Annotated in this window: 26 protein-coding genes and 5 pseudogenes; 22 read left to right on the top strand and 9 right to left on the bottom strand. The window is 58.0% G+C overall.

Annotated elements, in window-relative coordinates; genetic code table 11:
- Window positions 1-335: inorganic diphosphatase (locus MUBE_RS02065; RefSeq protein WP_133297017.1), on the bottom strand; the 335-nt coding region annotated here is incomplete at its 3' end.
- A 126-nt stretch (window positions 336-461) separates the two neighbouring features.
- On the opposite strand from MUBE_RS02065, the gene dacB reads away from it, so the two are divergent.
- The 4 genes from dacB to hpt are packed head-to-tail and all read left to right on the top strand — an operon-like array spanning window position 462 to window position 4,549.
- A complete protein-coding gene (gene dacB / locus MUBE_RS02060) occupies window positions 462-1,847 on the top strand; it encodes a D-alanyl-D-alanine carboxypeptidase/D-alanyl-D-alanine endopeptidase (protein WP_116539268.1) in 1,386 nt (461 codons plus the stop codon).
- Between the two features lie 14 nt (window positions 1,848-1,861).
- The gene (locus MUBE_RS02055; protein WP_116539311.1) at window positions 1,862-2,923 is read left to right on the top strand and encodes a zinc-dependent metalloprotease; all 1,062 of its coding nucleotides are present in this window, start codon (window positions 1,862-1,864) and stop codon (window positions 2,921-2,923) included.
- Complete coding sequence (gene tilS, locus MUBE_RS02050; protein WP_116539267.1) at window positions 2,902-3,873, top strand: tRNA lysidine(34) synthetase TilS; 972 nt, start codon at window positions 2,902-2,904, stop codon at window positions 3,871-3,873. The genes MUBE_RS02055 and tilS overlap by 22 nt, the downstream gene beginning before the upstream one ends.
- Before the next feature lie 19 nt (window positions 3,874-3,892).
- Window positions 3,893-4,549 carry a hypoxanthine phosphoribosyltransferase gene (hpt, locus tag MUBE_RS02045; protein ID WP_116539266.1) on the top strand — a complete coding sequence of 219 codons (657 nt, stop codon included), beginning with the start codon at window positions 3,893-3,895 and terminating at the stop codon, window positions 4,547-4,549.
- Window positions 4,550-4,582: 33 nt separating this feature from the next.
- Here the strand turns inward: hpt and MUBE_RS19695 are convergent.
- The 4 genes and pseudogenes from MUBE_RS19695 to MUBE_RS16730 form a co-directional block, all read right to left on the bottom strand.
- Window positions 4,583-5,247: pseudogene (locus tag MUBE_RS19695) on the bottom strand (SIMPL domain-containing protein); the annotation flags it as partial.
- A 538-nt stretch (window positions 5,248-5,785) separates the two neighbouring features.
- Complete coding sequence (locus MUBE_RS16740; protein ID WP_243632742.1) at window positions 5,786-6,028, bottom strand: hypothetical protein; 243 nt, start codon at window positions 6,026-6,028, stop codon at window positions 5,786-5,788.
- Between the two features lie 91 nt (window positions 6,029-6,119).
- Window positions 6,120-6,275: a DUF222 domain-containing protein gene (locus tag MUBE_RS16735; protein ID WP_243632741.1), complete on the bottom strand. Its 156-nt coding sequence runs from the start codon at window positions 6,273-6,275 to the stop codon at window positions 6,120-6,122.
- 118 nt (window positions 6,276-6,393) lie between these two features.
- Window positions 6,394-6,582 (bottom strand): hypothetical protein, encoded by a 189-nt coding sequence (locus tag MUBE_RS16730; RefSeq protein ID WP_243632740.1) that lies wholly within the window; start codon window positions 6,580-6,582, stop codon window positions 6,394-6,396.
- A gap of 535 nt (window positions 6,583-7,117) precedes the next feature.
- Between MUBE_RS16730 and MUBE_RS02030 the strand changes: the two genes are divergently transcribed.
- The 3 genes and pseudogenes from MUBE_RS02030 to MUBE_RS19690 all read left to right on the top strand — a co-directional run.
- Window positions 7,118-7,303, top strand: a complete 186-nt coding sequence (locus MUBE_RS02030; protein WP_116539265.1) for a hypothetical protein — start codon at window positions 7,118-7,120, stop codon at window positions 7,301-7,303.
- Between the two features lie 284 nt (window positions 7,304-7,587).
- Window positions 7,588-7,962: a PE family protein gene (locus MUBE_RS02025; protein ID WP_116539264.1), complete on the top strand. Its 375-nt coding sequence runs from the start codon at window positions 7,588-7,590 to the stop codon at window positions 7,960-7,962.
- A 245-nt stretch (window positions 7,963-8,207) separates the two neighbouring features.
- A pseudogene (locus tag MUBE_RS19690) lies at window positions 8,208-8,456 on the top strand (PPE domain-containing protein); the annotation flags it as partial.
- A gap of 16 nt (window positions 8,457-8,472) precedes the next feature.
- Here the strand turns inward: MUBE_RS19690 and MUBE_RS16725 are convergent.
- Window positions 8,473-8,664 carry a hypothetical protein gene (locus tag MUBE_RS16725; protein WP_243632739.1) on the bottom strand — a complete coding sequence of 64 codons (192 nt, stop codon included), beginning with the start codon at window positions 8,662-8,664 and terminating at the stop codon, window positions 8,473-8,475.
- Window positions 8,665-9,750: 1,086 nt separating this feature from the next.
- Between MUBE_RS16725 and MUBE_RS19685 the strand changes: the two genes are divergently transcribed.
- A complete protein-coding gene (locus MUBE_RS19685) occupies window positions 9,751-9,960 on the top strand; it encodes a PE family protein (RefSeq protein WP_116539262.1) in 210 nt (69 codons plus the stop codon).
- Between the two features lie 771 nt (window positions 9,961-10,731).
- On the opposite strand, the gene MUBE_RS16715 is transcribed toward MUBE_RS19685, so the two are convergent.
- The 3 genes and pseudogenes from MUBE_RS16715 to MUBE_RS01995 all read right to left on the bottom strand — a co-directional run bounded on the left by MUBE_RS16715 (window position 10,732) and on the right by MUBE_RS01995 (window position 13,205).
- The gene (locus MUBE_RS16715; protein WP_243632738.1) at window positions 10,732-11,043 is read right to left on the bottom strand and encodes an MDR/zinc-dependent alcohol dehydrogenase-like family protein; all 312 of its coding nucleotides are present in this window, start codon (window positions 11,041-11,043) and stop codon (window positions 10,732-10,734) included.
- Between the two features lie 28 nt (window positions 11,044-11,071).
- Window positions 11,072-12,228 (bottom strand): annotated as a pseudogene (locus tag MUBE_RS16710) (LLM class flavin-dependent oxidoreductase).
- Window positions 12,225-13,205 (bottom strand): alpha/beta fold hydrolase, encoded by a 981-nt coding sequence (locus MUBE_RS01995; protein WP_424399007.1) that lies wholly within the window; start codon window positions 13,203-13,205, stop codon window positions 12,225-12,227. Before MUBE_RS01995 ends, MUBE_RS16710 begins: the two are co-directional and overlap by 4 nt.
- Window positions 13,206-13,487: 282 nt before the next feature.
- Here MUBE_RS01995 and ftsH point away from each other — a divergent pair, with 282 nt between their 5' ends.
- From ftsH to lsr2, 14 genes and pseudogenes are all read left to right on the top strand, one after another.
- The gene (gene ftsH, locus MUBE_RS01990) at window positions 13,488-15,848 is read left to right on the top strand and encodes an ATP-dependent zinc metalloprotease FtsH (RefSeq protein WP_116539261.1); all 2,361 of its coding nucleotides are present in this window, start codon (window positions 13,488-13,490) and stop codon (window positions 15,846-15,848) included.
- A gap of 16 nt (window positions 15,849-15,864) precedes the next feature.
- Window positions 15,865-16,482, top strand: a complete 618-nt coding sequence (gene folE, locus MUBE_RS01985; protein WP_116539260.1) for a GTP cyclohydrolase I FolE — start codon at window positions 15,865-15,867, stop codon at window positions 16,480-16,482.
- Window positions 16,479-17,306, top strand: a complete 828-nt coding sequence (folP, locus tag MUBE_RS01980) for a dihydropteroate synthase (RefSeq protein ID WP_116539259.1) — start codon at window positions 16,479-16,481, stop codon at window positions 17,304-17,306. Before folE ends, folP begins: the two co-directional genes overlap by 4 nt.
- A 19-nt stretch (window positions 17,307-17,325) precedes the next feature.
- Window positions 17,326-17,724, top strand: a complete 399-nt coding sequence (gene folB / locus MUBE_RS01975) for a dihydroneopterin aldolase (protein WP_116539258.1) — start codon at window positions 17,326-17,328, stop codon at window positions 17,722-17,724.
- A complete protein-coding gene (folK, locus tag MUBE_RS01970; RefSeq protein ID WP_116539257.1) occupies window positions 17,724-18,311 on the top strand; it encodes a 2-amino-4-hydroxy-6-hydroxymethyldihydropteridine diphosphokinase in 588 nt (195 codons plus the stop codon). Before folB ends, folK begins: the two co-directional genes overlap by 1 nt.
- Entirely contained in the window at window positions 18,311-18,787 is a 477-nt protein-coding gene (locus MUBE_RS01965) for a DUF3180 domain-containing protein (RefSeq protein WP_116539256.1), read from the top strand. Before folK ends, MUBE_RS01965 begins: the two co-directional genes overlap by 1 nt.
- A gap of 144 nt (window positions 18,788-18,931) precedes the next feature.
- Window positions 18,932-20,206: a DUF6779 domain-containing protein gene (locus tag MUBE_RS01960; protein ID WP_116539255.1), complete on the top strand. Its 1,275-nt coding sequence runs from the start codon at window positions 18,932-18,934 to the stop codon at window positions 20,204-20,206.
- A gap of 107 nt (window positions 20,207-20,313) precedes the next feature.
- Window positions 20,314-21,209, top strand: a pseudogene (locus MUBE_RS01955) (DUF2520 domain-containing protein).
- Entirely contained in the window at window positions 21,206-22,129 is a 924-nt protein-coding gene (panC, locus tag MUBE_RS01950) for a pantoate--beta-alanine ligase (protein ID WP_116539254.1), read from the top strand. Before MUBE_RS01955 ends, panC begins: the two are co-directional and overlap by 4 nt.
- 17 nt (window positions 22,130-22,146) lie before the next feature.
- Window positions 22,147-22,575, top strand: a complete 429-nt coding sequence (gene panD, locus MUBE_RS01945) for an aspartate 1-decarboxylase (protein ID WP_116539253.1) — start codon at window positions 22,147-22,149, stop codon at window positions 22,573-22,575.
- Between the two features lie 134 nt (window positions 22,576-22,709).
- Window positions 22,710-22,847 (top strand): hypothetical protein, encoded by a 138-nt coding sequence (locus MUBE_RS19680; protein ID WP_424399006.1) that lies wholly within the window; start codon window positions 22,710-22,712, stop codon window positions 22,845-22,847.
- Window positions 22,838-23,323, top strand: a pseudogene (locus MUBE_RS19675) (type III pantothenate kinase). The gene MUBE_RS19680 and the pseudogene MUBE_RS19675 overlap by 10 nt, the downstream one beginning before the upstream one ends.
- A 167-nt stretch (window positions 23,324-23,490) precedes the next feature.
- The gene (gene lysS, locus MUBE_RS01935) at window positions 23,491-25,002 is read left to right on the top strand and encodes a lysine--tRNA ligase (protein ID WP_243632754.1); all 1,512 of its coding nucleotides are present in this window, start codon (window positions 23,491-23,493) and stop codon (window positions 25,000-25,002) included.
- Window positions 25,003-25,117: 115 nt separating this feature from the next.
- Window positions 25,118-25,456, top strand: coding sequence for a histone-like nucleoid-structuring protein Lsr2 (gene lsr2 / locus MUBE_RS01930; RefSeq protein ID WP_116539251.1), 339 nt, complete (start codon window positions 25,118-25,120; stop codon window positions 25,454-25,456).
- Window positions 25,457-25,616 lie beyond the last annotated feature (160 nt).

The following is a 25,616-nucleotide window of genomic DNA, read 5'->3' as shown; positions in this document are numbered from 1 at the left end:
GGAACACAAGCGATGTCTTGGATGTGATCCCATCGGTGGTCGCCAGCCGGAACGCACAACACCTTGTCGTCGTTGCCGTGCTCGTCGACCATCCGGAACATACCCACTGGACGTGCCTCCACTAGCACGCCGGGGAACAGCGGCTCCGGTAGCAGCACAAGTGCATCCAGCGGGTCGCCATCTTCACCGAGGGTGTCTTCTATGAAGCCATAGTCGGTCGGATAGGCCATCGAGGTGTGCAGGTAGCGGTCTAGGCGCACCCGTCCCGTCTCGTGGTCGACCTCGTACTTGTTTCGTTGGCCCTTCGGAATTTCAATAGTTACATCAAATTGCACCGTGTCAGCTCCTTAAGGATCCTAGCTGGGCCCAGGGTAGGTCTGTTGCGTCGCGGAGTTCACCCTAGCCGAGACGTTCGGCTGGCGGTTGGTTCGGCAGAATGGGGTCAGACAGTCAGGAGGGTCATGAGTCCCATTCGCTGGCAGAAATCCTACATAGTCGTCGGGTTAGCCGTGCTAGTGTTCGCTGTCGCCGTAGTGGCGGCGGCAACGGTCTTTACTGCGGACGGTCACAACACTAATGGAGCACGGTCCCCGGTGCCGCCTCCGCGGCCGCCGACGGTCAAGCCGGCATTGGTCCCGGTAATCGAGGCCGCTGCGGCACCTACCGTCGGCGGGTTGGCTGCGGCGCTGGCGGCGGCGATGGCAGATCCTAATTTGGGTAGGTTTGGGGGTCGGGTCACCGATGCCATGACCGCCAAGGAGCTTTGGCAGCAGCAAGATGACATGCCGTTGGTGCCGGCGTCGACCACTAAGATTCTGACTGCAGCTGCGGCGCTGTTGACACTGGACCGCCAGGCCTGGATCAGCACCCGGGTGGTGGCCGGCGGACCGAACGCCCAGGGGCCTGTCGTGTTGGTGGGTGCTGGGGATCCGACGCTGTCGGCCGCGCCGCCTGGCCAGGGTACCTGGTATCGGGGTGCACCGCGAATCAGTGATCTTGTCGAACAGGTTCATCGCAGCGGCGTGACGCCAACGGCGGTCCAGGTAGATACCTCGCTGTTCACCGGTCCGACGATGGCGCAGGGCTGGGATCCGGCCGATGTGGACAACGGCGATATTGCTCCGATCGAGTCGGCAATGATAGACGCCGGGCGTATACAGCCGACAACCGTCAATTCACGACGGTCTCACACTCCGGCTCTGGACGCGGGGCGGGAACTGGCCAAGGCCTTGGGGGTCGATCCTGGTACGGTGAAAATCGCTAAGGCACCAGCCGGGGCACGGCAGCTGGCTGTGGTGCAGTCAGCGCCGCTGTCTCAGCGGCTATCCGAGATGATGGACCACTCCGACAACGTGCTGGCCGAATGCATCGGTCGTGAGGTGGCGGCTGCGATAAACCGGCCACTGAGCTTTGCCGGCGCGGTCGATGCGGTGACCAACCGGTTAGGCGCCGCGCATATCGACGCCACCGGCGCTGCCCTGGTGGATTCCAGCGGGTTGTCGGTCGACAATCGTTTGACCGCCAGGACACTCGACGGTGCGGTGCAGGCGGCGGCAGGGCCGGATCAACCGGCGTTGCGGGCGTTGCTGGATCTACTCCCGATAGCCGGCGGCAGTGGCACGTTGTCGGAGCGCTTTCTCGACCCGGCGACCAACCAGGGACCGGCCGGCTGGTTGCGGGCTAAGACCGGCTCGTTGACCGCCATTAATTCTTTGGTTGGGGTCGTTACTGACAGTAGCGGTCGGGTTTTGACCTTCGCGTTTATCTCCAACGAGGCTGGCCCGACTGGTCGCACCGCTCTGGACGCGCTTGCCACCAGGCTGTGGACGTGCGGGTGCGCGACGTGACTTCATCGCTTCCCCTGATCTCGTCGTCGGAGTTCACGCTCGGCACCGCGGTGGATTGGCGATTCGCGGCCAGCGTGGGGGAGCGGCTGGCACGTTCCGGTCCACCGGCTTCCGAATACACTCGCCGCCAGGTAATAGACGAGTTGGCCCGTGCGGCAGTGAAAGCCGAACCGCTGGTGCGCGATGTTACCGGCCTGGCCACCGACCGCGTGGTGCCCCCGGCGCGTATCGTCGACCGGCCGGAATGGGTGCGGGCGGCGGCCGAGTCTATGCGGGTGATGACGAATGGAACCGACAAGCCACCAGGATTGTTCACCGGCCGGATCACTGGCGCACAAACAGGCGCGGTGCTGGCATTTGTAGCGTCCGGGATCCTCGGCCAGTACGATCCATTCGCTGCCGCTAAACAGGGCTGCTTACTGTTAGTGTACCCTAATGTAATTGCCGTTGAGCGTCAACTGCGGGTTGAGCCTTCCGATTTTCGCTTGTGGGTATGCCTGCACGAAGTGACCCACCGGGTACAGTTCACTGCCAACCGGTGGCTATCCGAATATATGTCAAAGGCGCTGGGCTTGTTGACTCAAGAAACCGGTGAAGACATCGGGCAGATGATGGGTCGGCTCGCCGACTTTGTCCGCAGTCGGAGTAATGGGTCATCCGCGGCGGAGAATTCCGCTGCTCACGCGTCGGGGGTTCTGGGCATGATGCGCGCCGTGCAGTCTGAGCCACAACGCGCAGCCCTAGATCAGCTATTGGTGTTCGGTACGTTATTAGAGGGCCATGCCGACCACGTCATGGATGCGGTCGGTCCGATGGTGGTGCCGTCTGTGGCTACGATCCGTCGTAGATTTGACGATCGTCGCCATCGTAAGCAACCGCCGTTGCAGCGGTTGCTGCGTGCACTGCTCGGCCTCGATGCCAAGCTCAATCAATACACCCGCGGCAAGGCGTTCGTCGATCACGTGGTGGACCGGGTCGGAATGGCACGGTTCAACACGATCTGGTCGGGCCCAGAAACGCTGCCATCGCCCACTGAGATCGAAGACCCGCAACAATGGATCGACAGAGTGCTGTAAAGCAGCTGCGCAGGGTTGTCGAAGCGTTCGCTGGTACCTATCTCATCGCCAAAGATCAGTGGTACGCTGCGCTGTCCGGCGGCCCGGATTCGTTGGCGCTCACTGCGGTCGCGGCCCAGCTGCGCCCCACGACTGCGTTGATCGTGGATCACGGTTTGCAGTCTGACTCGGCCAGTATTGCAGAGACTGCTCGAAAGCAAGCCATTGCATTGGGCTGTATTGATGCGCAAGTGCTTTGTGTGCAAGTGGGGCGTCCTTTTGGCCCCAAAGGCGGGCCTGAGGCAGCGGCCCGCGCTGCCCGATACACTGTGTTGGGCGCCTATCGCGATAGCCCGGTACTGTTAGCTCATACACTTGACGATCAAGCCGAGACGGTGCTGCTGGGTTTAGGCCGCGGTTCCGGGGCGCGTTCGATCGCCGGCATGCGACCGCATGATCCGCCGTGGTGCCGGCCGTTGCTGGGTGTGCGGCGCAGCGTGCCGCGTGCCGCGTGCCGCGAGCTAGGTTTAACTGCCTGGCAGGATCCGCACAACACCGACCGCCGTTATACTCGAACTCGGCTGCGCTTGGAGGTATTGCCGCTGTTGGAGGACGTGCTGGGCGGTGGGGTCGCCGAGGCGTTAGCTCGCACTGCGACGGCGTTGCGCGAGGACACCGAACTGATCGACACACTCGCCGTACAGGCGCTGCCTGATGTCCGGGTCGGATCGGGGTTACATGCACGGATTCTAGCGGCACTGCCCGATGCGGTTCGACGTCGGGTGATCCGTGGCTGGTTGTTGGCCGGCGGAGCGACTGGGCTGACCGACAAGCAAATCCGTGGAGTGGACACTCTAGTCACCGCGTGGCGCGGGCAAGGCGGGGTGGCGGTGGGGTCCGCCTTGCGTGGACAGCGTTTGATCGCCGGCCGGTACAATGGTGTACTGACATTGCGACATGAGCCTGCCTAGCGGCCCGTAGCAGGTCCTGATGCCGGGCCCGCCGTTGGTTTTTCGCGGGACGACATGGCACGCTGTGTTTGTGGCCCAGAGCTCCTCGGCGATTAACCCCGGACCGACGGCAGAGCTGTACCCGGGCGATATCAAGTTGGTCATGTTCACCCAGGAGCAAATTCAGGCTCGCATTGCTGAGCTTGGCGCCCAAATCGGCAACGACCACCGTGACCTTTCGGCCGTTAGTGGTCAAGATCTGCTATTGATCACTGTGCTTAAGGGCGCGATGATCTTCGTCACCGATCTGGCGCGTGCGATTCCACTGCCTACCCAGTTCGAATTCATGGCTGTTAGTTCGTACGGATCTTCCACATCTTCGTCGGGTGTGGTGCGGATCCTCAAGGACCTTGATCGTGATATCCACAATCGCAACGTGTTGATCGTCGAGGATGTCGTTGACTCCGGCTTGACCTTGTCTTGGTTACTACGGAACTTGGCCACCCGCCGCCCGCGGTCGCTACAGGTATGCACACTGCTGCGCAAGCCTGACGCGGTAGGCGCCAACGTCGACATCACCTATGTGGGTTTCGACATTCCCAACGACTTCGTCGTGGGTTACGGACTAGATTACGACGAACGTTACCGGGATCTACCCTATATCGGCATGTTGGATCCCCGAGTCTACCAGCAGTAGAAAAACAATAACGCTAGTCTGGCTCCCGCCCGCGGTCACCAAGAAGTTGGCTGTCTGCTGGCCAGATTCCAATAGCACGGCTTCTGTGTCCCATAGCGAGGCGGGCGGCATCCCGGTTATGGGTGTGCTTCCGGTGGTCTCCGAGATAGAAAGTGCCTGTCTTAGCCGTAGACCCAACAGCTAGGCGTATTGGTCGGCACGACTTTCGGCGTCTAAAAGGCCTGCGCATGTATCTCTTTCACCACTGGCGAGTCGTTCCTGATAGAGTATAGCTGATCAAGCTAGTCTGGATAGCGTCGCCGCCGACGCTGACGATGAGGGCCATCATCTTTGATGCAATGTCCGGCGGGTGGATCTTGACCTCGATTGTGTTGCTGGCATGATAGCTGGCGATAGTAGTGATGTCGGCGAACTCGGATCTGCTGTAATCGAGCTGCAAAGTTACTTTGGTGGTGTTGATGTTTTTACGGTCCATTTGGTGCTCGCCAACGCACTGATGACTCATCGGCCTGGTTCATCGCGGTGGTGATGTCAGGTTCAGTGAACCCGATAATTATGTTGGCGGTCAAAGTGTACGAGACGTCTTGGACTTGCCCTGCCCTAACGACGGTAGCCTGACGCAAATTCGCCTCGGGTAGTGCGGGATTGTGCTTGTCGCATATCGACAGCAAGATGACGGACAAGCCAGCAACAGTAATCGGCTTATGGGCAAACCTCGGAGCGCTCGATGTAAATCGGCATGCATGGCACCCTAGCGGTTTGGTAGAACTTGAATCAGCGGTTCTTAGAAGGGCGGGTTGTCCGGCAACGGATCTAGTTCGTCGGGTGCTCAGTCCGGAGATAGCTCTTCCAGCTCTCAAGGTTCGTGCACCCAGTTACAGTTAAGGGCGGCTGGTACTGGGTGTGCCTTTGAAGAGAAAAATCATGTCGTGCGTGTGGTTTTGAAATACACGTGCAGCGATTTCCTATTTACGGGTATGCTTTAGGGGGTCGGTGGTTCTCCTGGATAGGTCTTTTCTTTCGGTTATGCTTATACGCCTGCGTAATTCAGGCGCTGCGTTGCTGTGAACTGGTTCATCTACTTAGGGGCCGGTGCGGCGCATACCGGGCCGTGCGGCTGGGAAAAGGCCAGCACTAGCAGGGAAAGAGTCCGATAAGACCGCTCGGTTAGTGAGGTCCAGATGACGGTGCTGTCAGCTAGTTGTGTGTCGCGCCAGCCTCCATGGAATGTTAAAGCTATTTGAGATTATTCAACATCGCCAATCTTCCTGTGGCGGTAGCTTGGCGGTTGAACGAAATGGTGTGGTAAATATCACAGATGATGGCCAGGCGGCTGCATCCAGAGATGCTAAAGGCCAGATACCGGTAACGGACGGCACGTTCGAGCGACAACAGTTGGTAACGCAGCGATTCAGCTGAACTGGTAGGCAGATAGGCAAATCGTAATGATGCGGTGGCAGCCAAACGACGAACTTGCACAGCGTCGACGACCCCCGTAATCCTCCAGGTATCCAGGTGCAGCGCTGTTGTCATTGATGGTTTGGTCGTTGGCAGTAGCATTGATCACCACTTATGCTCCACTTGTATAGCGTCCGGTTTCACCATTGCTAGCTTGATTGGGGCAATCACCTTGTCCGCAGCTACAAGCCGGGCGGTAGTTCTGGGTTAGCGCTGCTAGTGCTTTTGCCCGGCGCTGATCCAGTGTTCGCGGGTCGGCCGGACACACCTACTAGCGAGCTGTGAAAGTCGGCGGTCAAAGGCCGGCATGGCCACAGCGGCGGCTGGGCCGTAAACTTCAGCCATCCAAAATTGTCGAGAGCATTGATTATGATGCGAAGGCCGTCTTAGGCGGCAAGACAGCGCTCCCGAGCGGCGTCGACATCTATCAGCGCACACCGCAGTGTCGATTGCGTTAATGATGTGCTGCCGCGAATGGCCGTGTCAGTTGCCATATGCGTGGCCGGCGACATGTCAGTCTTGGTGATCAACTCAGTGTCAGTGAGCAGGTCGGTGCTGCTGATGATCAATTGCACTGGGCCGCTAGTAGGGCACTAACCTATGGCAACCTTTGATCCACCGTTTCGGTATCCGATACCAGTTAGCTGGCTGCCATTGGGGAACAGGCTCATTGCAGCAACCATCTCGGCGGTGGTTTGCTCGAATCCGTCGATCACCGCATACCCGCACTGGCGTTCAGCTCGCTTAGTGGTGGTCGTTCGATGTCGCCATGGTAGTCATCCGCCAAGCCGCCACGGGCAGATTCGAGTCGGTGTGCGGACTCGATTATGGCGATCAATGCGGTTGGATGCAGACCACGAATCGCGACTTAATCAGACATTTGGTCAAACATGTTTTTAGTTATAGATACGGTGTCCGACAAAACCTGTAGATCAATGCGGCTGGGACAGTTGCCTATTGGTTTGTGTGCTCTATGGTCGGATTTTGCAGCACTCGTTGACTTGAGACGGGTCAGGAGATTGGGGTCCGTCTAGGGTTTCATGCACATCTTAGGGGATGATGAAGCTGAGTTCGACTTGTAGCCAGGCAGCGCTGAGTCAGAGTGTGTGGATGGCGCAGCAGACTTCCTTGGCGTCGGGGAAGTCGTCGGCGTTGGTTTGTCCGGCGTCTCCATATCAGCGGTCTTTGGTGGACATCACAGGCATCGTGCAGTTGTTTGATGGTGATGTCACGATTCAGAGTCTCCTTGAGCAGGCGTTTCAATCCCCACTTGGTGTGAGCATCTACTTCGCATAATCAGATGCTATAAAGCCGGTGAAACACTACTAGCTAGCGATTCGCTGATTAAAAACAGGAAATCTAAATAAATCGACTATAATTCCTAAATAGATAGCCTAATATATAAAGCATGCTATTTATTCGCCTGAACAAGAGTGGAAAAATCCTACTAGTGTCGACTTTCGGTATCACTGTGTATCGGAAGGAGAATAGGATGTCGTTTCTGACCACACTGCCGGAAGCGATCGTGTCGTGGCTGATCAGTTGCAGATGATTCATGCGGCGATACGGTCAACGTTGTCTTGGCGTTTCCGATCATCGCGGTGATTCCGGAAGCAGCAGACTCGGTGCTGGCGGCTACCGTCGCGCAGTTCACTAGCTACGACGAGCTGTACCAGTCGATTAGTGTTGCGGTCAATGCGATCCATGAAAGCTTTTGTGCAGGTCCTAGGTGTTACCGTCAACGCCTACCAGAGCGCGTCGATACCGCGAACATCACCAGTGCTGCCAGCGTTGCTCACGGTGGGTTTCGTGGTTACGGTTATGGCAGTGTGTATTCCGCTCCTGGTTTCTACGGCACTGGCTGTCTCCTGAAAGGTGGACCTCTGCCGAGTTGGTTGAGCTCGTACGGCGAGCTGTTGTTGGCTAATTTTCGGGGTTTGTTGGGCTCGCAGTAGCCCGGGTATTGCATCGGAAACTCTTTACTGAAAAGAGATTTAGCCATAACTATGGATTTTTCGGCGTGGCCCACCTGAGGTTAATTTCGCTGCGGTGTATGCGGATAACGGGCCGGCGTCTTAATTGGGTGCGGTAATGGTCTGGAATGAGTTCGCCCATGAACTGCGCTTGGCCGCTTTTGGCTATGGGTCGGCGATTGTGAACCTTGCTGATGCGAGGTAGCAGTGTCCGTCGTTGATGTTCGATGGCCACCGCGTTTGCTCCGTGTGTGGTGTGGATGCATAGCACCGCTGATCAGGCCGAGCAGGCTGGGTACAGGCACCTGCGGCAGCGACGGCTTATGAGGCCTGGCTTTTGCGGCGATAGTGCCGCTGGTGGTAGTTACGGCCATCGGGAGTTATTGGCGCAGCTGGTGTCGATCAACGTGCTGGGGATAAACACTTCGGCGATTGCTAATAACGAAGCCCAGTATGGCCAGGTGTGGGTTGAAGACACTGCAGTGATGCTGCTTACCAAGCAGCATCGACGTCGGTTACTGAGCTGGCCTCAATGGCACCGGTGCCGGCCACGACCAGCGCGAGTAGATTGTTGGGGGTGCGGGGGTGATTGGCCAGGGTGGTTGTGGCTGTCAGGTTGCTATCAGCAACGTGGCGGGCGTCGTCCAGAAGGTGGTCAGTCAGCGCAGGTATTCTCGCTGCCACGGTCGCGGGTACGAAGTGCGGCTATGGTGAAGGTCTTGATCGGTCTCAGCGTACTTTTGCGTTTGGTCGGATAGCGGAAGGGACAACGGGTTTTGAGTTACTAGTATTAACTGTAGGATTCATCGATTCTTTATAATAGAGATATTTCCATGACCGTAAATTTTATGTATAGCTTTACAGACGATGTAGAATGTACGGGGTCCTCTTATGAGGTACATGTTCAGATCGTGTGCGGGCGAAGCCCACAAGATGTGGACGTCGTCGCTGAATATTGCGGGTTGGAATAGAACCGCGCGGACGACGTCTTATGGCACCATGAGGCAGATGAATTCAAGTGTTTCACACTAGCGTAACTGTGCTGCACGAGATACGTGATGGCTTAGCGCGACGCTCAATCGGCTATGAGCAACAAGAGCACGCCTCCCAGCAGGCCTTGGGTAACTAGTTAACCATTCAAACCCATTGACGCACTAGGAAAGCTTAATTATCAGTTCAGCGATGTTGATGCCTCTAAGGCTACTATCCCCGCTCCATAGACCGCCTCTAGGGAAACCAAATACCATGCCATCGTGCGCAAGTGTTTGCTGCTGCGAATTTTTTGAACGGCACCAGTTTGACGACCTGTCATAATTTCGTCACCGATTTGGGCCGTATCTGTCCAGATTATTTATGAGCAGACCAACATCCACAGCCAAAAGATACCAAAGCGTCAGTTTCTGTATGGCCAGCGTCGACAGTTCTGTTGGTCCCAGGTGGACCCAATCTCAGTACAGGGTTAATCATCTAAGTATACCACTTGGAGTCGGCTAAGGTGGGCTGGGTATGAGCGAGCCGTACGCGTGGTATTTAGTCGTCGGTGTTTATGCGCCTGTCGTCACCGTAGCGTCGGCCTTAGCCGTTCACTTAAAGAACCACCCCGGCGATACTGCGGACTAGATCGAGAATGAATTGCTTATAACTAGATAGAAATCATATGCCCTGATTATAGAGTCCTATGTATGAACTACATCTGGGCATCTGGATATGACGGACTTTGCTGGTCACCGTCACTGGAACCACATGGCGTTTGTGATGGCTTAGCCAGGGTTGCTAGCAGTGACGATTGCGCAGCTAGAGGCGATTGACTCCGCGGTGAACGCAGCTAACATGATTGCGGTCGTCCCGATCAGCTGTGTGCTACTAGCGGGAGCGGACCAGGTGTCGGTTGGTAGTGGCGGCCGTGTGCGTCGCCCATGCCCAGGCATATCAGGCAATCAGCGCTATGCATCAGCACTTTGCCCAAGCTTCGATCGGTAGCCGCAAAAGTGTATAAAGTCGCCGAGGCGGCCAGAACCAAGGCCGTGGTCGCCGACAACAGTGAAATCAGTGCGAACGACACGGCACAGAGTCCAGCTGGTGGGGCGGTGTCGAAGGCCGTACTGAAAACTGTTCCGGATGCCGCTCCAAAGGCACCGAAAGCGGAACCGCGATCTATAGTGAACAAGCCGGGCGGCCTCATTAGAGGTGCCAGTTCCGGTAACGTCAGCAGCGCAAGTAAACCTTACAAACTAACTAGAATCTTGCAGTGCCGCTCTGGTTCTGCCAACTCCTCGAAGGCCGAGCCTACCGCGTCCAGCTCGACCTCATTAAGTAATCCACGGAGTGGCATCGATGTCGCCATCGGCGATCGCACATAGCGAGTCGGTGAACTCGTCTGGATGGTCTACGAACATCACTTGCAGGCTGATCTCTTTGGTGATCACTAAAGATATCGATGTACAGTGGCTGCTCCTGAGTTCGGTGCGTGTCCATAATGTCGGCTAGCCCGCGTCGATTGAGGTGAAAAATGTTATATCACAATGATTTCGATGTAACGTACGGCAAAGGTTGCGATGATTGCCAGGCCAATCGGACTGGAACTAAACACTAGGGCAGTTTCACCGGGTGTGGTGTTGGATTTGTTAACGGCGTCTAAACTTTACTGCGATGGGTTCGGTCAGCGCCGCGTGGTTTGAGATCTAGGCCGTTGAGGATGGTCAGCAAAAGCGGTGCGGAACAGTAGCACGATCAGCGGCTACGCTGATCGTGTTACTCTTCGAGAGAATTTGGTTTGATGCCGTTGGCGGACAGCAGTGCCGGAATTGATGTAACCCCGGTTTTCGGGAGATAGTTTTCGGTATCGGTCTCGGCTTCGAGCACCTCGGCACTGGATTCGTGGCCCATGAAGACATCGCGGCTCAAATCGACGTGCATGCTGCCTGAATCACGTGCGATCCACTCGGCTAGCATCAGTATATCAGCGAAATGCATTTCAGTGCTGTAGATTCCACACGGCTGCACGTTGACCAACACCTGACTGGGTCTGGATGTCGGTTCGAGCACGTCGTACCAGGAAAGCATGCGTCTATTCCAAGCACTGCGGTGCACATCAGTTCGTCTCACTTTCCAGATGTTCGGTGATAGCTTTCACGATCGACCCATCAACGCAGCCCATCAATTGGTCATGTTTGCCTTTAGCCAAATCGTGAGAAGATTGCGATACTTTTAGTTGTCCCTTCAAATAGGGAATCACGTTGCGGGTGAACAGGTCATAGCAGTGGTGCGTCGCTTGGGACGAGGCACAGTCATGGCTGAGCAACAGCATCGTTCGGAAATCATCAGACCGTTCGAGTAGGTCTTCAATATGTGTGATCGCGTAGTCGAGTATGCTAGTATAGCAGTCGCGTAGGCTTTGACAAACTAATTAGTTCTTTGCGTGCCGTCGACTGTGTTGGCAAGTGGAACGAATTTCACCACGCTGTAATAATTTGGCGAGTTATTACAATCCATAGATGCAGTTGTCAATAGCCTGGCCGCGAATTTTCGCAATATTCATAATTTTCAGAACACACTCATTATCCCGGCCCGGTTCGTTCCTGGCCGATTTGGTTGTCCACTTGCGCACTACTTCCCAAGAGTTTCTAGAGCAGCATAGCCTCCGGATATAGACATCGACAATGAGAGCAATAACGTGCTCAGTACTTCGGCCAGGTGTGGATCGGACGGCGAAATCATTGTTGTTATAGCGATTTTCGGGTTAGGTATAATGCAGGGACGGATATGTAATTGTGTGTAGTGCAAGGTGAATCAATCGAAGTGGCGTTCGACTCGCTTAGCGGATGCAGTACAAAATGGCGCTAAGATCGCGTCGATCAACTATTGTACTATTCTTCGTTGCTCAATTTGATCGATATCCAAATCATATAAGCGTTTTACGGCAGCACACCAAAATCGGGGCCAAACATAATCCAGTCCTACTGAGGATAGTTTACCATAATCAGCATAATCAGAGGGTGGTGGTAGAGTTCCGCTGTCGCACCACATGTGTTCGGTACGCTCCGCTGTGCTGGCGATGAACACTTCCGCGCGCGATCACTCTCGTAGCCACCGGAGTGGTGTTCGTTGAACCACGCCTAATCGAACCCCAGGAGAGCTAGTGCAGCACCACGCTCCATATAAATATAAGTAGTGCAACCTCACCGTGGGAGATTGGACGATTGGATGAAACGACGTGATGAAAGCGCTGAAACGGTGAGGTGCACTCACCGCAACTTCAATCCATTGAGGAAATCCAACAAGGTGGCGTTCACTTGCTCGGGTCGTTCCTGCTGTAGCCAGTGCCCCGCTCCATCGATCGTTACTTGGCGGTATGGGCCGGCGATCACCTCTGAAGTGCGGTCGGTGCGGATGAATGTCGATACCGGGTCGGCAGTTCCGGCGATAAACAACGACGGCACGGAGATAGTGGCGCCAGCGAGTTCAGCGGTGGTCTCCCAATTGCGGTCAAAATTGCGATACCAGTTCAAGCCGCCGGTGAACCCGGTGCGGGAAAATTCGCTGACATAGTGGTCGAGTTCCTCTTGACTGATCCAGTACGGCAGCTGGTCCGGTTCTGGAAGCCGATCGATAAAGCCTTCCGGACCGGGGGCGGCCATCCGTGTCGCTTCGCTCTGGTCGCCGAATGATGTGCGCATGGCGCCCATCATTCGGCGCATTGCGCGTGCAGGGTCGCCGCTGAGTTCGGCATCAGCAACACCTAACTCCTGAAAATATAACATATAAAAAAAGTTCTCCCCGAATGTCCGGCGGAACGCCTGTGTCGGGGGCACCCGCGCGCGCGGCAGTGCCGGCACACTCAACCCGGCGACCGCGGCGACGCGGTCGGGGTGTAGGAGTGACGCGTTCCATACCACGACAGCACCCCAATCGTGACCAATCCAGACCGCCTGCTGGGCATCAACATTGTCGAGCAGACCAACGATGTCGGCGGTCAGCTCGTGGATGGTGTAAGCTTCCACCGCATCTGGACGAGACGAGCCGCCGTAACCTCGCTGATCTGGAGCTAGGACATGGTAGCCGGCCTCGGCGAGGACCGGAATTTGGTGCCGCCACGAGTAGGCCAGTTCGGGAAAGCCGTGGGCCAGTACCACCACTGGTGCGCCGCGATCCCCGGCCTCGATTACCCGTAGCTGCACGTTATTGGTATTTATGTATCGTTCGGTTCCCAGTCGATTTGAACGCATCGTCTCACCAAATCACAATGGCACCAGGCTGAGAAGGACTTGTATTCCTTTGCGGTTAGCCTAGTCGGTGTGTGCGGCTAGGCAGTCGACTGTGCACTCAGGGTGAATTCGCCTGGCGTTTCGTCACCTAGGCTAGGTAACTGCCGGTTCTTGGTCTGAGCAAGCTGGTGGTGACCCACTGCGTTCGGCTCCGCCCGAGCTAGTGATCACCGTTGACGGTAGCCTGAACTTTTCTAGCTGCGTGTATCGGGGAAGGAACCTGGCCAGCACGGCCGATGCTTGATGAACCGAAGAAACGTGATCCGCACGGTTACAGCGATCGCCATAGTGGTGTTGCTCGGCTGGTCGTTCTTCTATTTCAGCGACGACACTCGCGGTTACAAGCCCGTTGACACCTCGGTGGCAATGGCTCAGATCAACGGCGACAATGTCAAGAGCGTGCAGATCGATGACCGGGAGCAGCAGCTGCGGTTGACCTTGAAGAAAGGCAACAACGACACCGATGGCTCCGACAAGGTCATCACCAAATACCCCACCGGGTATGGGGTCAATCTGTTCAACGCGCTGAGTGCTAAGAACGCAAAGGTCAGCACCGTCGTCAACGAAGGCAGCATTCTGGGTGAGTTGCTCGTTTACGTGCTGCCGCTGCTTTTGCTGGTAGGCCTGTTTGTGATGTTCTCCCGCATGCAGGGTGGCGCTCGAATGGGCTTCGGATTCGGCAAGTCACGCGCCAAGCAACTTTCTAAAGATATGCCTAAGACTACCTTCGCCGACGTCGCCGGCGTCGATGAGGCGGTCGAGGAGCTCTACGAGATCAAAGACTTCCTGCAAAACCCCAGTCGGTACCAGGCGCTCGGCGCGAAGATCCCCAAGGGTGTGCTGCTCTACGGGCCGCCGGGTACCGGTAAAACGTTGCTGGCCCGTGCTGTCGCGGGTGAAGCAGGTGTTCCCTTTTTTACCATCTCCGGCTCCGACTTCGTTGAGATGTTCGTCGGCGTTGGCGCCTCACGCGTAAGAGATCTGTTTGACCAGGCTAAGCAAAACAGCCCGTGCATCGTCTTCGTAGACGAGATCGACGCGGTGGGCCGTCAGCGTGGCGCCGGGCTCGGTGGTGGCCATGACGAGCGCGAGCAAACACTGAACCAGTTGCTGGTCGAGATGGACGGTTTCGGCGATCGGGCGGGCGTTATCTTGATCGCGGCCACCAACCGGCCCGATATCTTGGACCCTGCGCTGCTAAGGCCCGGCCGCTTCGACCGGCAGATCCCGGTGTCCAACCCTGATCTGGCAGGTCGTCGGGCTGTCTTAAGAGTGCATTCCAAGGGCAAGCCGATCGCCGACGATGCCGATCTCGATGGACTTGCCAAGCGCACGGTCGGCATGACCGGTGCGGATCTGGCTAACGTCATCAACGAGGCGGCGCTGTTGACCGCCCGAGAGAACGGCACTGTCATCGCCGGACCCGCCTTGGAGGAGGCGGTGGACCGGGTGATCGGCGGGCCGCGTCGCAAGGGTCGTATCATCAGCGAGCAGGAAAAGAAAATCACAGCTTATCATGAGGGTGGGCACACCTTGGCGGCTTGGGCGATGCCCGATATCGAGCCGATCTACAAGGTGACGATTCTGGCTCGAGGACGTACCGGCGGGCACGCGGTGGCGGTGCCCGAGGAAGACAAGGGTCTGCGTACCCGCTCGGAAATGATCGCGCAGCTGGTGTTTGCGATGGGTGGACGCGCTGCCGAGGAACTGGTGTTCCGCGAGCCGACGACCGGTGCGGTATCGGATATTGAGCAGGCCACCAAAATCGCGCGCTCAATGGTCACTGAATTTGGTATGAGCTCCAAACTTGGTGCGGTCAAGTATGGCTCCGAGCACGGGGATCCGTTCCTCGGTCGGACTATGGGAACTCAGGCGGTTTACTCCCACGAAGTCGCCCGAGACATCGATGATGAGGTTCGAAAGCTTATTGAAGCCGCACATACCGAGGCGTGGGAGATTCTCACTGAGTACCGTGATGTGCTCGACACCCTGGCCGGCGAACTGCTGGACAAAGAAACCCTGCACCGATCGGAGCTGGAGGGGATCTTCGCTGGCGTCGAAAAACGGCCCCGGCTTACCATGTTCGACGATTTCGGTGGGCGGATTCCGTCGGACAAGCCGCCTATAAAGACACCCGGCGAGCTGGCGATCGAACGCGGCGAACCTTGGCCCCAGCCGGTCCCCGAACCGGCGTTCAAGTCAGCCATCGCACGGGCTTCACAGGCTGCTGAGGCCGCGCAACAAGCTGTTAAGTCGGATGCTGACGGACCTGGCCACGGTGCCAATGGTTCACCTGCTGGGGACCGTCAGCGTCAGCATGGCCCTACCCAACCCGACTATGGCGCTCCGGCGGGTTGGCATGCGCCTGGGTGGCCGCCGCAGCAGTCGCCGGGTTACTGGTATCCGCCTGCACAGCAACCCCCGCAGGCGCCCTATTGGCCGCAGCCAGCGCCCAGTTATCCGGGCCAAGCCCACCCTCCGTATCCGTCGTGCCCGCCCTATCCGCCTTATCCTTCTCCTGGTCAATCCGCCCCGGACGCAGGTAAGTCGCCTGAACAGCCGGACGAGGGCGCTAGCCCCTCCAACCCACTGACGCACGGCTGACGAAACGGAGGATTCGATGGCCTTAACGGATTTAGGATCGGAGAGCATCGCGGTTCCGTGTATCCGGGTTTTCGACAAGCAACGTGCCGAGGCCGCGATTCGCGAGTTGCTATATGCGATCGGTGAGGACCCGGATAGGGAGGGTTTGGCCGGCACCCCGGCTCGCGTAGCGAGCGCGTACCGCGAGATGTTCTCCGGGCTTTACACCGACCCGCAAACCGTGCTGAACACCATGTTTGATGAAGAACATAACGAACTGGTGATCGTCAAAGAGATTCCGATGTATTCCACCTGTGAACACCATCTGGTGTCCTTCCACGGTGTGGCCCACGTCGGCTATATTCCGGGTGAGGACGGAAGAGTGACGGGCCTGTCGAAGATCGCTCGGCTGGTGGATCTCTATGCTAAGCGGCCGCAAGTGCAAGAGCGGCTCACCAGCCAGATCGCTGACGCCTTGATGAGCAAGCTCGATCCACGTGGGGTCATTGTCGTCGTCGAGGCCGAGCATCTGTGCATGGCAATGCGCGGTGTTCGCAAGCCCGGTGCAGTTACGACGACGTCGGCGGTGCGAGGTCAGTTCAAAACCGATGCTGCTTCTCGAGCCGAAGTGCTCGACCTCATTCTGCGTAAGTGAGCCCGGCGCTGGTGCAGGTTATCGGGGTGCTGAACGTCACTGATGATTCGTTCTCGGATGGCGGGCATTACCTTAATCCTGACGACGCTGTACAACACGGTCTGGCAATGGCCGCGGAAGGCGCGGAGGTTGTCGACGTCGGCGGTGAATCGACTCGGCCCGGCGCTATTCGAATAGACCCTCGAGTTGAGCTCTCTCGTGTCGTTACTGTCGTCAAAAAGATTGCAGAGCAAGGCATTACAGTAAGTATAGATACTATGCGTGCTGACGTTGCGCGGGCAGCGCTGCAAAGTGGTGCACGGATCGTCAACGATGTGTCTGGTGGGCGAGCCGATCCCGCGATGGCTGCTCTGGTGGCTGAAGCCGGTGTTACGTGGGTGTTGATGCACTGGCGACCGGTGTCGGCCGACCGACCGTATGAGGCTCCGCATTACCGCGATGTGGTGGCCGAAGTGCACGCTGACCTACTGGCCGGCGTTGACCGGGCGGTAGCTGCAGGTGTCGACCCCGGAAAGCTAGTAATCGATCCCGGGCTTGGATTCGCCAAGACGGGACAGCACAATTGGGCGCTGCTGAATGCGTTGCCGGAATTGGTGGCCACGGGGATCCCGGTCCTACTTGGCGCCTCGCGTAAACGGTTCCTGGGTAGCTTATTAGCTGGTTCTGATGGCGCGGTGCGACCACCGGACGGATGTGATACCGCGACCGCAGCGGTTTCCGCACTTGCCGCCCTATACGGGGCTTGGGGTGTGCGGGTGCACAACGTGCGGGCCTCGGTCGACGCTCTCAAGGTCGTCGAGGCTTGGCTGCATGTTGGGCCATAGACGGGAAGGTTTGAGTACGATGGCTGACCGAATCGAGTTGCGGGGCTTGACAGTTCGTGGAAAGCATGGGGTCTACGAAGACGAACGTGTCAACGGACAGGACTTCGTCGTGGACGTTATCTTGTGGATCGATCTGGCCGATGCGGCCGCGAGCGACGACCTGGCTGACACCCATGACTATGTGGTTCTGGCTGAGCAGGCTGCCAAGATTATTGCTGGCCCACCACGGAACCTGATAGAGACGGTTGGTAGCGAGATTGCCGAATTTGTGATGAACGATGAACGCGTGCATGCCGTCGAGGTGGTGGTGCACAAGCCGCAGGCGTCGATACCGCAGAAGTTCTCTGATGTGGCGGTGGTGGTTCGGCGGTCGCGGCGCAGTGGTCGTGGTTCGGTTATTCCTGGGATCGGGGTGTGATGACGCGCATTGTACTGTCCATCGGGTCCAACCTGGGTGACCGGCTGGCGCGGCTGCAGTTAGTCGTCGACAGGCTGGGTGGTGCGGTGGTCGCGGTCTCTCCGGTATATGAAACCGTCGCATGGGGTGGCGTGGAGCAGGGATTGTTTCTTAACGCGGTGGTGATCGCCGATAGTCCGGCGTATATTGCACAGGATTGGCTGTGCTGGGCCCAGGAGCTCGAGCGGAAGGCAGATCGGGTGCGCGGCCTCCGTTGGGGGCCGCGCACCCTCGACGTCGATCTGATCTCCTGCTACCAGACGTCGGGCGCTACGGCCGGTATGGCCGAGGTAATCACGCACGAACGCAACCTTACATTGCCGCATCCGCGGGCTCATCTGCGGGCTTTCGTACTGGTTCCGTGGTTAGCCATCGACCCGAATGCTGAGCTGACCGTCGCTGGGCGGACGCGACGGGTCGACCGGCTGTTGGCCGAAGTGGAGCCGACCGAGCGGGAAGGTGTGCGGTTGACTCGTCTGGCTCTCAAGCTGACGCGTACTTTGAAATGTAGTTCGCCAGCGTGGCTAGTCAGCCCGAAATCAGACTGATGGGACCGACCCGGAAACGTGACCTGACGGCTGCGGTGGTCGGCGCTGCAGCGGTGGGTTATCTGCTGGTGATTGTGTTGTACCGGTGGTTTCCACCCATCACCGTGTGGACTGGTCTGTCGTTGCTCGCAGTTGCCATCGTCGAGGCGTTGTGGGCGCGCTACGTGCGGACCAAAATCAACAATGGGGAGATCGGCGATAGCCCCGGTTGGCTGCACCCCTTAGCGGTGGCAAGCAGCCTGATAGTTGCCAAGGCGTCAGCCTGGGTGGGTGCGCTGGTGCTGGGTTGGTGGGTCGGCGTGTTGGTGTACTTTTTGCCGCGGCAGTCGTGGCTGCGAGTTGCCGAAGAGGACATTTCTGGAACGGTCGTGGCGGCCTTCAGTGCCCTGGCACTAGTGATTGCAGCTCTCTGGCTGCAACATTCCTGCAAATCTCCACAGGACCCCACCGAGCACGGCGAAGATGCCAAAAGTTAGCTTGCTCGCCGACGTTGCAGATCGCAAGTTGTAGCGAGGATTATCAGTTTGGTATTTCACCACAATTTGACTCAGGATTGACACAGGTGGGAATCGCTGGACTGGTGCGACACGCGGGTTGACCTCGCCGGGTACAGTCAGGCCATGACCGTTCTGTCCCGCGGCGCCCGGGTCCGGCGCGGCGGCTGCAGGCCGGGTTGGGTGCTCTTGACGGTGTTGCTGGTCCTCGCGATGGGGGCCAGTTCCGCACTAGTTTTCACCAATCGGGTGGAACTTCTCAAGCTCGCTGTGATCCTGGCATTGTGGGCCGCAGTCGCCGGCGCCTTCGTGTCGGTGCTGTACCGCCGGCAGAGCGATGCGGATCAGTCTCGGGTGCGTCACCTCAAGCTTGTCTACGATCTGCAGTTGGATCGAGAAATCTCGGCTCGCCGCGAATATGAACTGAAGGTGGAGTCCCAGTTGCGCCGCGAGCTGGCCTCCGAGCTACGCGCTCAGGCCGCCGACGAAGTGGCAATGCTGCGTTCGGAGTTAACCGCATTACGAACCAACCTGGAGATCTTGTTCGACACGGACCTCCAGCACCGCCCGGCATTGGCGGGTGTGGAAACACCGCAGGCAGAAGCAGCCCCCCCAACGCGCGCTTATAGCGATCAGGGCCGTGATAGCCGGAGCAAGCCCGTTGACTGGGTGCCCAGCGATCGGGTCACATCGGTCCGCCAGGATCGTCAACACTGGGTGCCCAGCCGTACCGAGGACGCTTCGATCATCGACGTGCCCGAGGTGGTGGGAGTACCAACCGCTAGCGAGGGACCACTGCCGCCGCGAGGGCCGGCGGTCTCGCGGGAAGAGGTGCGGCCGCATTTTGAGGCCCCGTCGTTACAGTCAGATTTGCTCTTCGAACCTCGCCACCGGCCGCCAGCATCATCCTCACCACAGGAACTGTTGCAACCGCAAGTACCGGATTGGCAGCCGGTCACGGCCGACGAACGGTGGTTGTCCCCCGGTGCGCCAGACAATGCCTGGGTGGGCGTCGAGTCGGCGAGCACCCCGCCAGGTCGTCAGCGGCGGGCCCGCCATTCCAGCCCGGACCAAGCCGTGGCAGCTCCCCCTGGCGATGCCGGGACAGCGCAGCAGCACAGCGGGTCCGGTCGTCGGGCACGGGCGCGCCAATTCGCCGAATACCACGAATACAGTATCAAGGACATTGCTGCCAAAGGTGGCACCTCGACCAGCCAGCCGCCGCCACCTGCTGATCGTGTTTTCGCTGAGCAGGCGCCTCGGCACCGCAGCGCAGATTCTTCGGCGGACGGGGTGAAGGGACGCGACTTAGCCGCCGGTGGTCAGTCGGTCGCCGATCTGATGGCGCGACTAGGGGCTGAGCCGACCTGTCGTGGCCGGCGTCGCAGACGTGAGCCGTGACGCATAACCCTGGGTCCTGACTGCCAAATCGACTACGGTCTTAGTGACCGTCTGGTACTCGTGTTATGGGACTGGAACGAACCAACAAACATGTGAGGTCGTCTGCGATGGTGCAGTTCGACGGTTTGTGCCTGGCTAGGCTCAAGGTGGGGATCATTTCCGTCGGCCGGGCGGGTACTGCGTTGGGTGTCGCACTGGAGCGCACCGACCACGTGGTGGTATGCAGCACCGCCTCGCCTGCATTGCGGCAGCGGGTGCAGCATCGCCTGCCCGAAACCACGCAGGCCTTGCCGGCGGAGGTGACTGCCAATACCGAGCTACTGCTATTGTCGGTTTCCGACAGCGAGCTCGCCGGCCTGGTATCTGGCTTGGTGGTGACTTCGGCAGTATTACTGGGGACGATCGTTGCACACACTGCGGGGGCTAATGGGGTCGGCATCCTTGCGGCACTGAGCAAGGATAGTTGTATTCCACTGGCAATTCATTCGGCGATAACGTTCATCGGCTCCGAAGAGGATCTCAGCCGATTGCCGGATACTCGCTTTGGGATCACCGCGGCCGACGATATCGGGTGTGTGATCGATCAGTCGTTGGTCTTGGGGTGGGTGGAGAGCTGTTATGTGTTCGCGAGGACGCCCGCATTTTCTACCACGCCGTTCTAGCCCATGCAGGCAACCTCAGTATGACGGTGTTCGCTGACGTGCTCAAGGCGTTGCGCAGCAGCGAACTGCTAGGGCAACAAACCGTCTACGACCAGCCTGGTGGCATTGCCAAACGCATCGTTGGGCCATTGGCTCGGGCGGCGTGCGAGAATACCCTGCAACGGGGTCAGGCCGCATTTACCGGACAGGTCACCTGCGGTGATGCGGCTGCGATCGTGGGACACTTGGCCGCGCTGATGCAGGTTTAGCCCAGAAGTAGCCCAGGCGTATCGGGTGAATGTCCTGTGACTGCCCAGCGTGCACGTGCTTACGACGATATTGTTGAGGTGCTGATGTCATGACGAACAGCCGACCACCGGTATTCAACCCGGGCGAACTCAATGTATATTCGACCCCCCGAGATGTCACCAATGTCAGTCGAGCGCTGCGCCATATCGGTCGCCGGGTGATGCTGGTGCCGACGATGGGCGCGTTACACGGGGGGCACCTGGCTCTAGTTCGCGCTGCTAAACGCGTTCCCGGCTCGGTGATCGTGGTGTCAATCTTCGTCAACCCGTTGCAATTCGGCGCCGAGGAAGATCTCGATGCTTACCCCCGCACCCTCGATGACGATTTGGCGCTGCTGCGTGCCGAAAATGTCGAGATTGTGTTCACGCCGACCGCCGCAGTGATGTGTCCCCACGGACAGCGCACCACCGTGCATGCCGGGGCGTTAGCGTCCGAGCTCGAAGGTGGACCGCGACCAACCCATTTTGACGGGGTGTTGACTGTTGTGCTCAAGTTGCTCCAGATCGTGCATCCTGACCGGGTTTTCTTTGGGGAGAAAGACTACCAGCAACTAGTCCTGATCCGACAGATGGTCGCCGACCTGAACCTCGACGTCGTCGTGGTTGGTGTCCCGACCGTGCGCGAAGCCGACGGGCTAGCGATGTCGTCGCGCAACCGCTATCTGGATCCTGTACAGCGTGATCTAGCCACGACGCTGTCGGAAGCGTTGACAGCCGGGGCGCACGCCGCAACTGGGGGGGTGCAGGCTGCGCTGGACGCGACCCGCGTGGTGTTGGACGCTACACCCGGTCTTGTGGTCGATTATGTGGAGCTACGCGATGCCGGGCTTGGCCCGGTGCGCGACAACATGTCCGGCCGGCTGTTAGTGGCGGTCAGGCTTGGCAGCACCAGACTGCTGGACAACATCTCGATTGAGATCGGCAATTTCGCCGGCACTGCTAGGCCGGATAAACGTCGGGATGAACACGCTTAAACACCCTGGAGGATCTGATGCTACGGACGATGCTGAAATCGAAAATCCACCGCGCCACCGTCACGCAGGCTGACTTGAGCTATGTCGGTTCGGTGACCATCGACGCCAATTTGATGGACGCTGCGGACCTGCTCGAAGGTGAACAGGTGACCATCGTTGACATCGATAACGGTGCCCGGCTGGTAACTTACGCGATTGCTGGCGAACGTGGTACCGGTGTGATTGGAATCAATGGTGCCGCAGCACATCTCGTTCATCCGGGTGATCTGGTGATCCTGATCGCGTATGGGATCATGGGAAACGCCGAGGCACGTGTCCACCAGCCGCGTATTGTGTTCGTCGACGCTGGCAACAAGCCAACAGACTTGGGCCGCAATTCAGGCGATGTGCCCTTCGGTGTATCTGGCGCTGCCGAACTATTTGATTCCCGGATAGACGCGCGGTAACTGTGTTGCTGGCCATCGATGTCCGCAACACGCACACCGTCGTAGGGTGGCTGTCTGGATCCAAGGAGCACATCAAGGTCGTGCAGTAATGGCGGATCCGAACCGAATCAGAGGTTACCGCGGATGAACTAGCCTTGACTATCGACGGCCTGATCGGTGATGACTCAGAGCGACTCACTGGCGTCGCAGTGTTGTCCACCGTCCCGGCGGTGCTGCATGAGGTTCGTATCATGCTCGATCAGTATGAGCATCGGCGTCAGATGTGCTGGTAGAGCCAGGGGCGCGTACCGGTATTCCGCTGTTGGTCGACAATCTGACAGAAGTGGGCGCCGACCGGGTCGTGAACTGCCTGGCGGCGTTCCACAAGTTTGGCAAGGCTGCTATTACCGTCGATTTAGGGTCGTCGATATGTGTGGATGTGGTGTCGGCCAAGGGGGAGTTCGGGAGTTCCTGGGCGGTGCCATTGCCCCCGGAGTGTCAGGTGTTTTAGGATGCCGCGGCAGCTTGCTCTGCGGCGTTACACTGTGTCGAGTTGGTCCGGTCCCGATTGGTGATCGGTAAGAACGCGGTCGAATGCATGAAGGCCGGTGTGGTGTTCGGCTTTGCTGGACTGGTAGATGGCTTGGCCGGTCGCATTCGCCAGGACGTGGAGCGATTTTCCGATTGCCTCGGCGCTCGGGTAGCGGTCGTGGCTACCGGGACACACCACATCGTTGCTGTCCGAGCTGCATACCGTCGACCACTATGACCAGCATTTGATCCTGCATGGCCCTGTGTCTGGTCTTAGAACGTAACCGAGAAGCGCAGCGCGGCCGGTTGAAGACGGCGCACTAGCAGCGGCTGGCAACGCACGCGTGACGTTGCTCGATGTCCACCAAGCCAGTGCCGGTGAAGGGTCATTTAAGCTGGCATGTCGTGAACGCCGACCCGCCGGAGACCGGCGTTGCTCTTCCTGAGCAATTTAGGATTCGCCGGGACAAGCGTGCGCGTCTGTTGACGCAGGGACGCGACCCGTATCCGGTCGCTATCGAACGTACCCATACCTTGGCGCAGGTTCGCGCCGCCTATTATGACTTGGCGACCGACTCCGCTACTGATGACATCGTTGGTATCGCGGGTCGGGTAGTATTTGCGCGTAGCTCGGGGAAGCTATGCTTTGCGATCTTGCAGGACGGTGACGGCACCAGCCTGCAGGTGATGATAAGTCTTGGCAAAGTTGGTTCCGAAACGTTCAATACGTGGAAATCCGACGTCGATCTTGGCGATATTGTCTATGTACACGGGAATGTGATTAGCTCACGTCGCGGTGAATTATCAGTTCTTGCTGATTCCTGGAAGATGGTATCCAAGGCGTTGCGGCCGCTGCCCGTCCCGCATAAGGAGATGAGTGAAGAGTCGCGGGTACGGCAGCGTTATGTAGACCTGATTGTCCGGCCGCAAGCGCGAACGGTAGCTCGTCAGAGAATCGCCGTTATTCGTGTGATACGGACTGCGTTAGAACGGCGCGGGTTTCTCGAAGTTGAGACGCCTATGTTGCAGACTCTAGCCGGTGGCGCGGCGGCCCGGCCGTTCGTAACGCATTCCAATGCTCTGGACATCGATCTGTACCTACGGATCGCACCGGAACTGTTCCTCAAGCGATGCATCGTCGGTGGTTTCGACAAGGTCTTTGAACTTAATCGAGTGTTCCGAAACGAAGGAGCCGACTCTACGCATTCCCCGGAATTTTCTATGCTAGAGACCTATCAGACCTACGGGACCTATGAAGATTCAGCGGTTGCTACCCGAGAGCTTATTCAAGAGGTGGCCGATGAGGCGATCGGGACCAGACAACTGCCGCTTCCTGACGGTAGCGTCTACGATATAGATGGAGAATGGACGACTATACAAATGTATCCGTCCTTGTCGGCTGCGTTGGGTGAAGAAATCACGCCGCAGACGTCGGTCGATCGGCTGCGAGCCATCGCAAGTCGACTTGGCCCTGATCTTCTTGACAAGCCCAGCTACGGGCACGGGAAATTTGTTGAGGAACTATGGGAGCACACAGTGGGTAACACGCTGACTGCACCCACATTTGTCAAGGATTTTCCGATCGAGACAACTCCTTTGACTCGCCAGCATCGAAGCATCCCTGGAGTGACCGAGAAGTGGGATCTTTACCTTCGTGGAGTTGAACTGGCCACGGGGTACTCCGAATTAAACGATCCCATCGTGCAGCGGGAAAAATTTGATCAACAAGTCCGCGCTACAGTCGCTGGCGACGATGAGGTGATGGCACTTGATGAGGATTTTTTGGCAGCACTGGAGTACGCGATGCCGCCATGCACCGGAACTGGAATGGGTATCGACAGGTTGTTGATGTCTTTGACTGGACTGTCAATTAGGGAGACCGTTTTGTTCCCGATTGTTAGGCCGTACTCTAACTGAACTGTTCGTGTTGTGTCGCGATTGAGTGTGTGGCGTTCTTATGGCAGATTAGTATCGGGTGAGGTTGATCCAAACTGTTCAGCAACTGTTCAGGAAGAAACGCGAGGGTAAGGTAATGGCGAAGAAAGTGACCGTCACTTTGGTCGATGATTTCGACGGTGCGGGCGCCGCCGATGAAACGGTCGAATTCGGGCTTGACGGTGTGACGTACGAGATCGACCTTACGAACAAAAATGCTGCGAAACTACGCAGCGATTTGAGGCAATGGGTGTCCGCTGGACGCCGCGTCGGTGGTCGTCGGCGCGGGCGTGTCAGCTCTGGACGCGGCCGTGGCGCGATCGATCGTGAACAGAGCGCGGCGATCCGGGAATGGGCTCGTCGCAACGGGCACAATGTGTCGACTCGTGGCCGTATTCCGGCCTACGTGATCGACGCATTTCACGCAGCGACCTAACAAATTGTGTGCCGACGCCCGGACCCTATGGGTCCGGGCGTCGGTGTTTTTTTGCTGATTTCGCTACTATTTCTGATTTCTCAGCAGCTGGTGGAAACGGTTCGGCGGTTTTTTGGTTTGTTCGGGAGTTGGGGTGTTAGGTGATTGGTGTGGCGACTGG

Origin of the sequence: Mycobacterium uberis (assembly GCF_003408705.1) — a bacterium.
GTDB classification, from domain to species: Bacteria; Actinomycetota; Actinomycetes; order Mycobacteriales; family Mycobacteriaceae; genus Mycobacterium; species Mycobacterium uberis.
The sequence above is the reverse complement of the archived record's forward strand: the minus strand, read 5'-3'. Positions and strand labels throughout refer to the sequence as shown.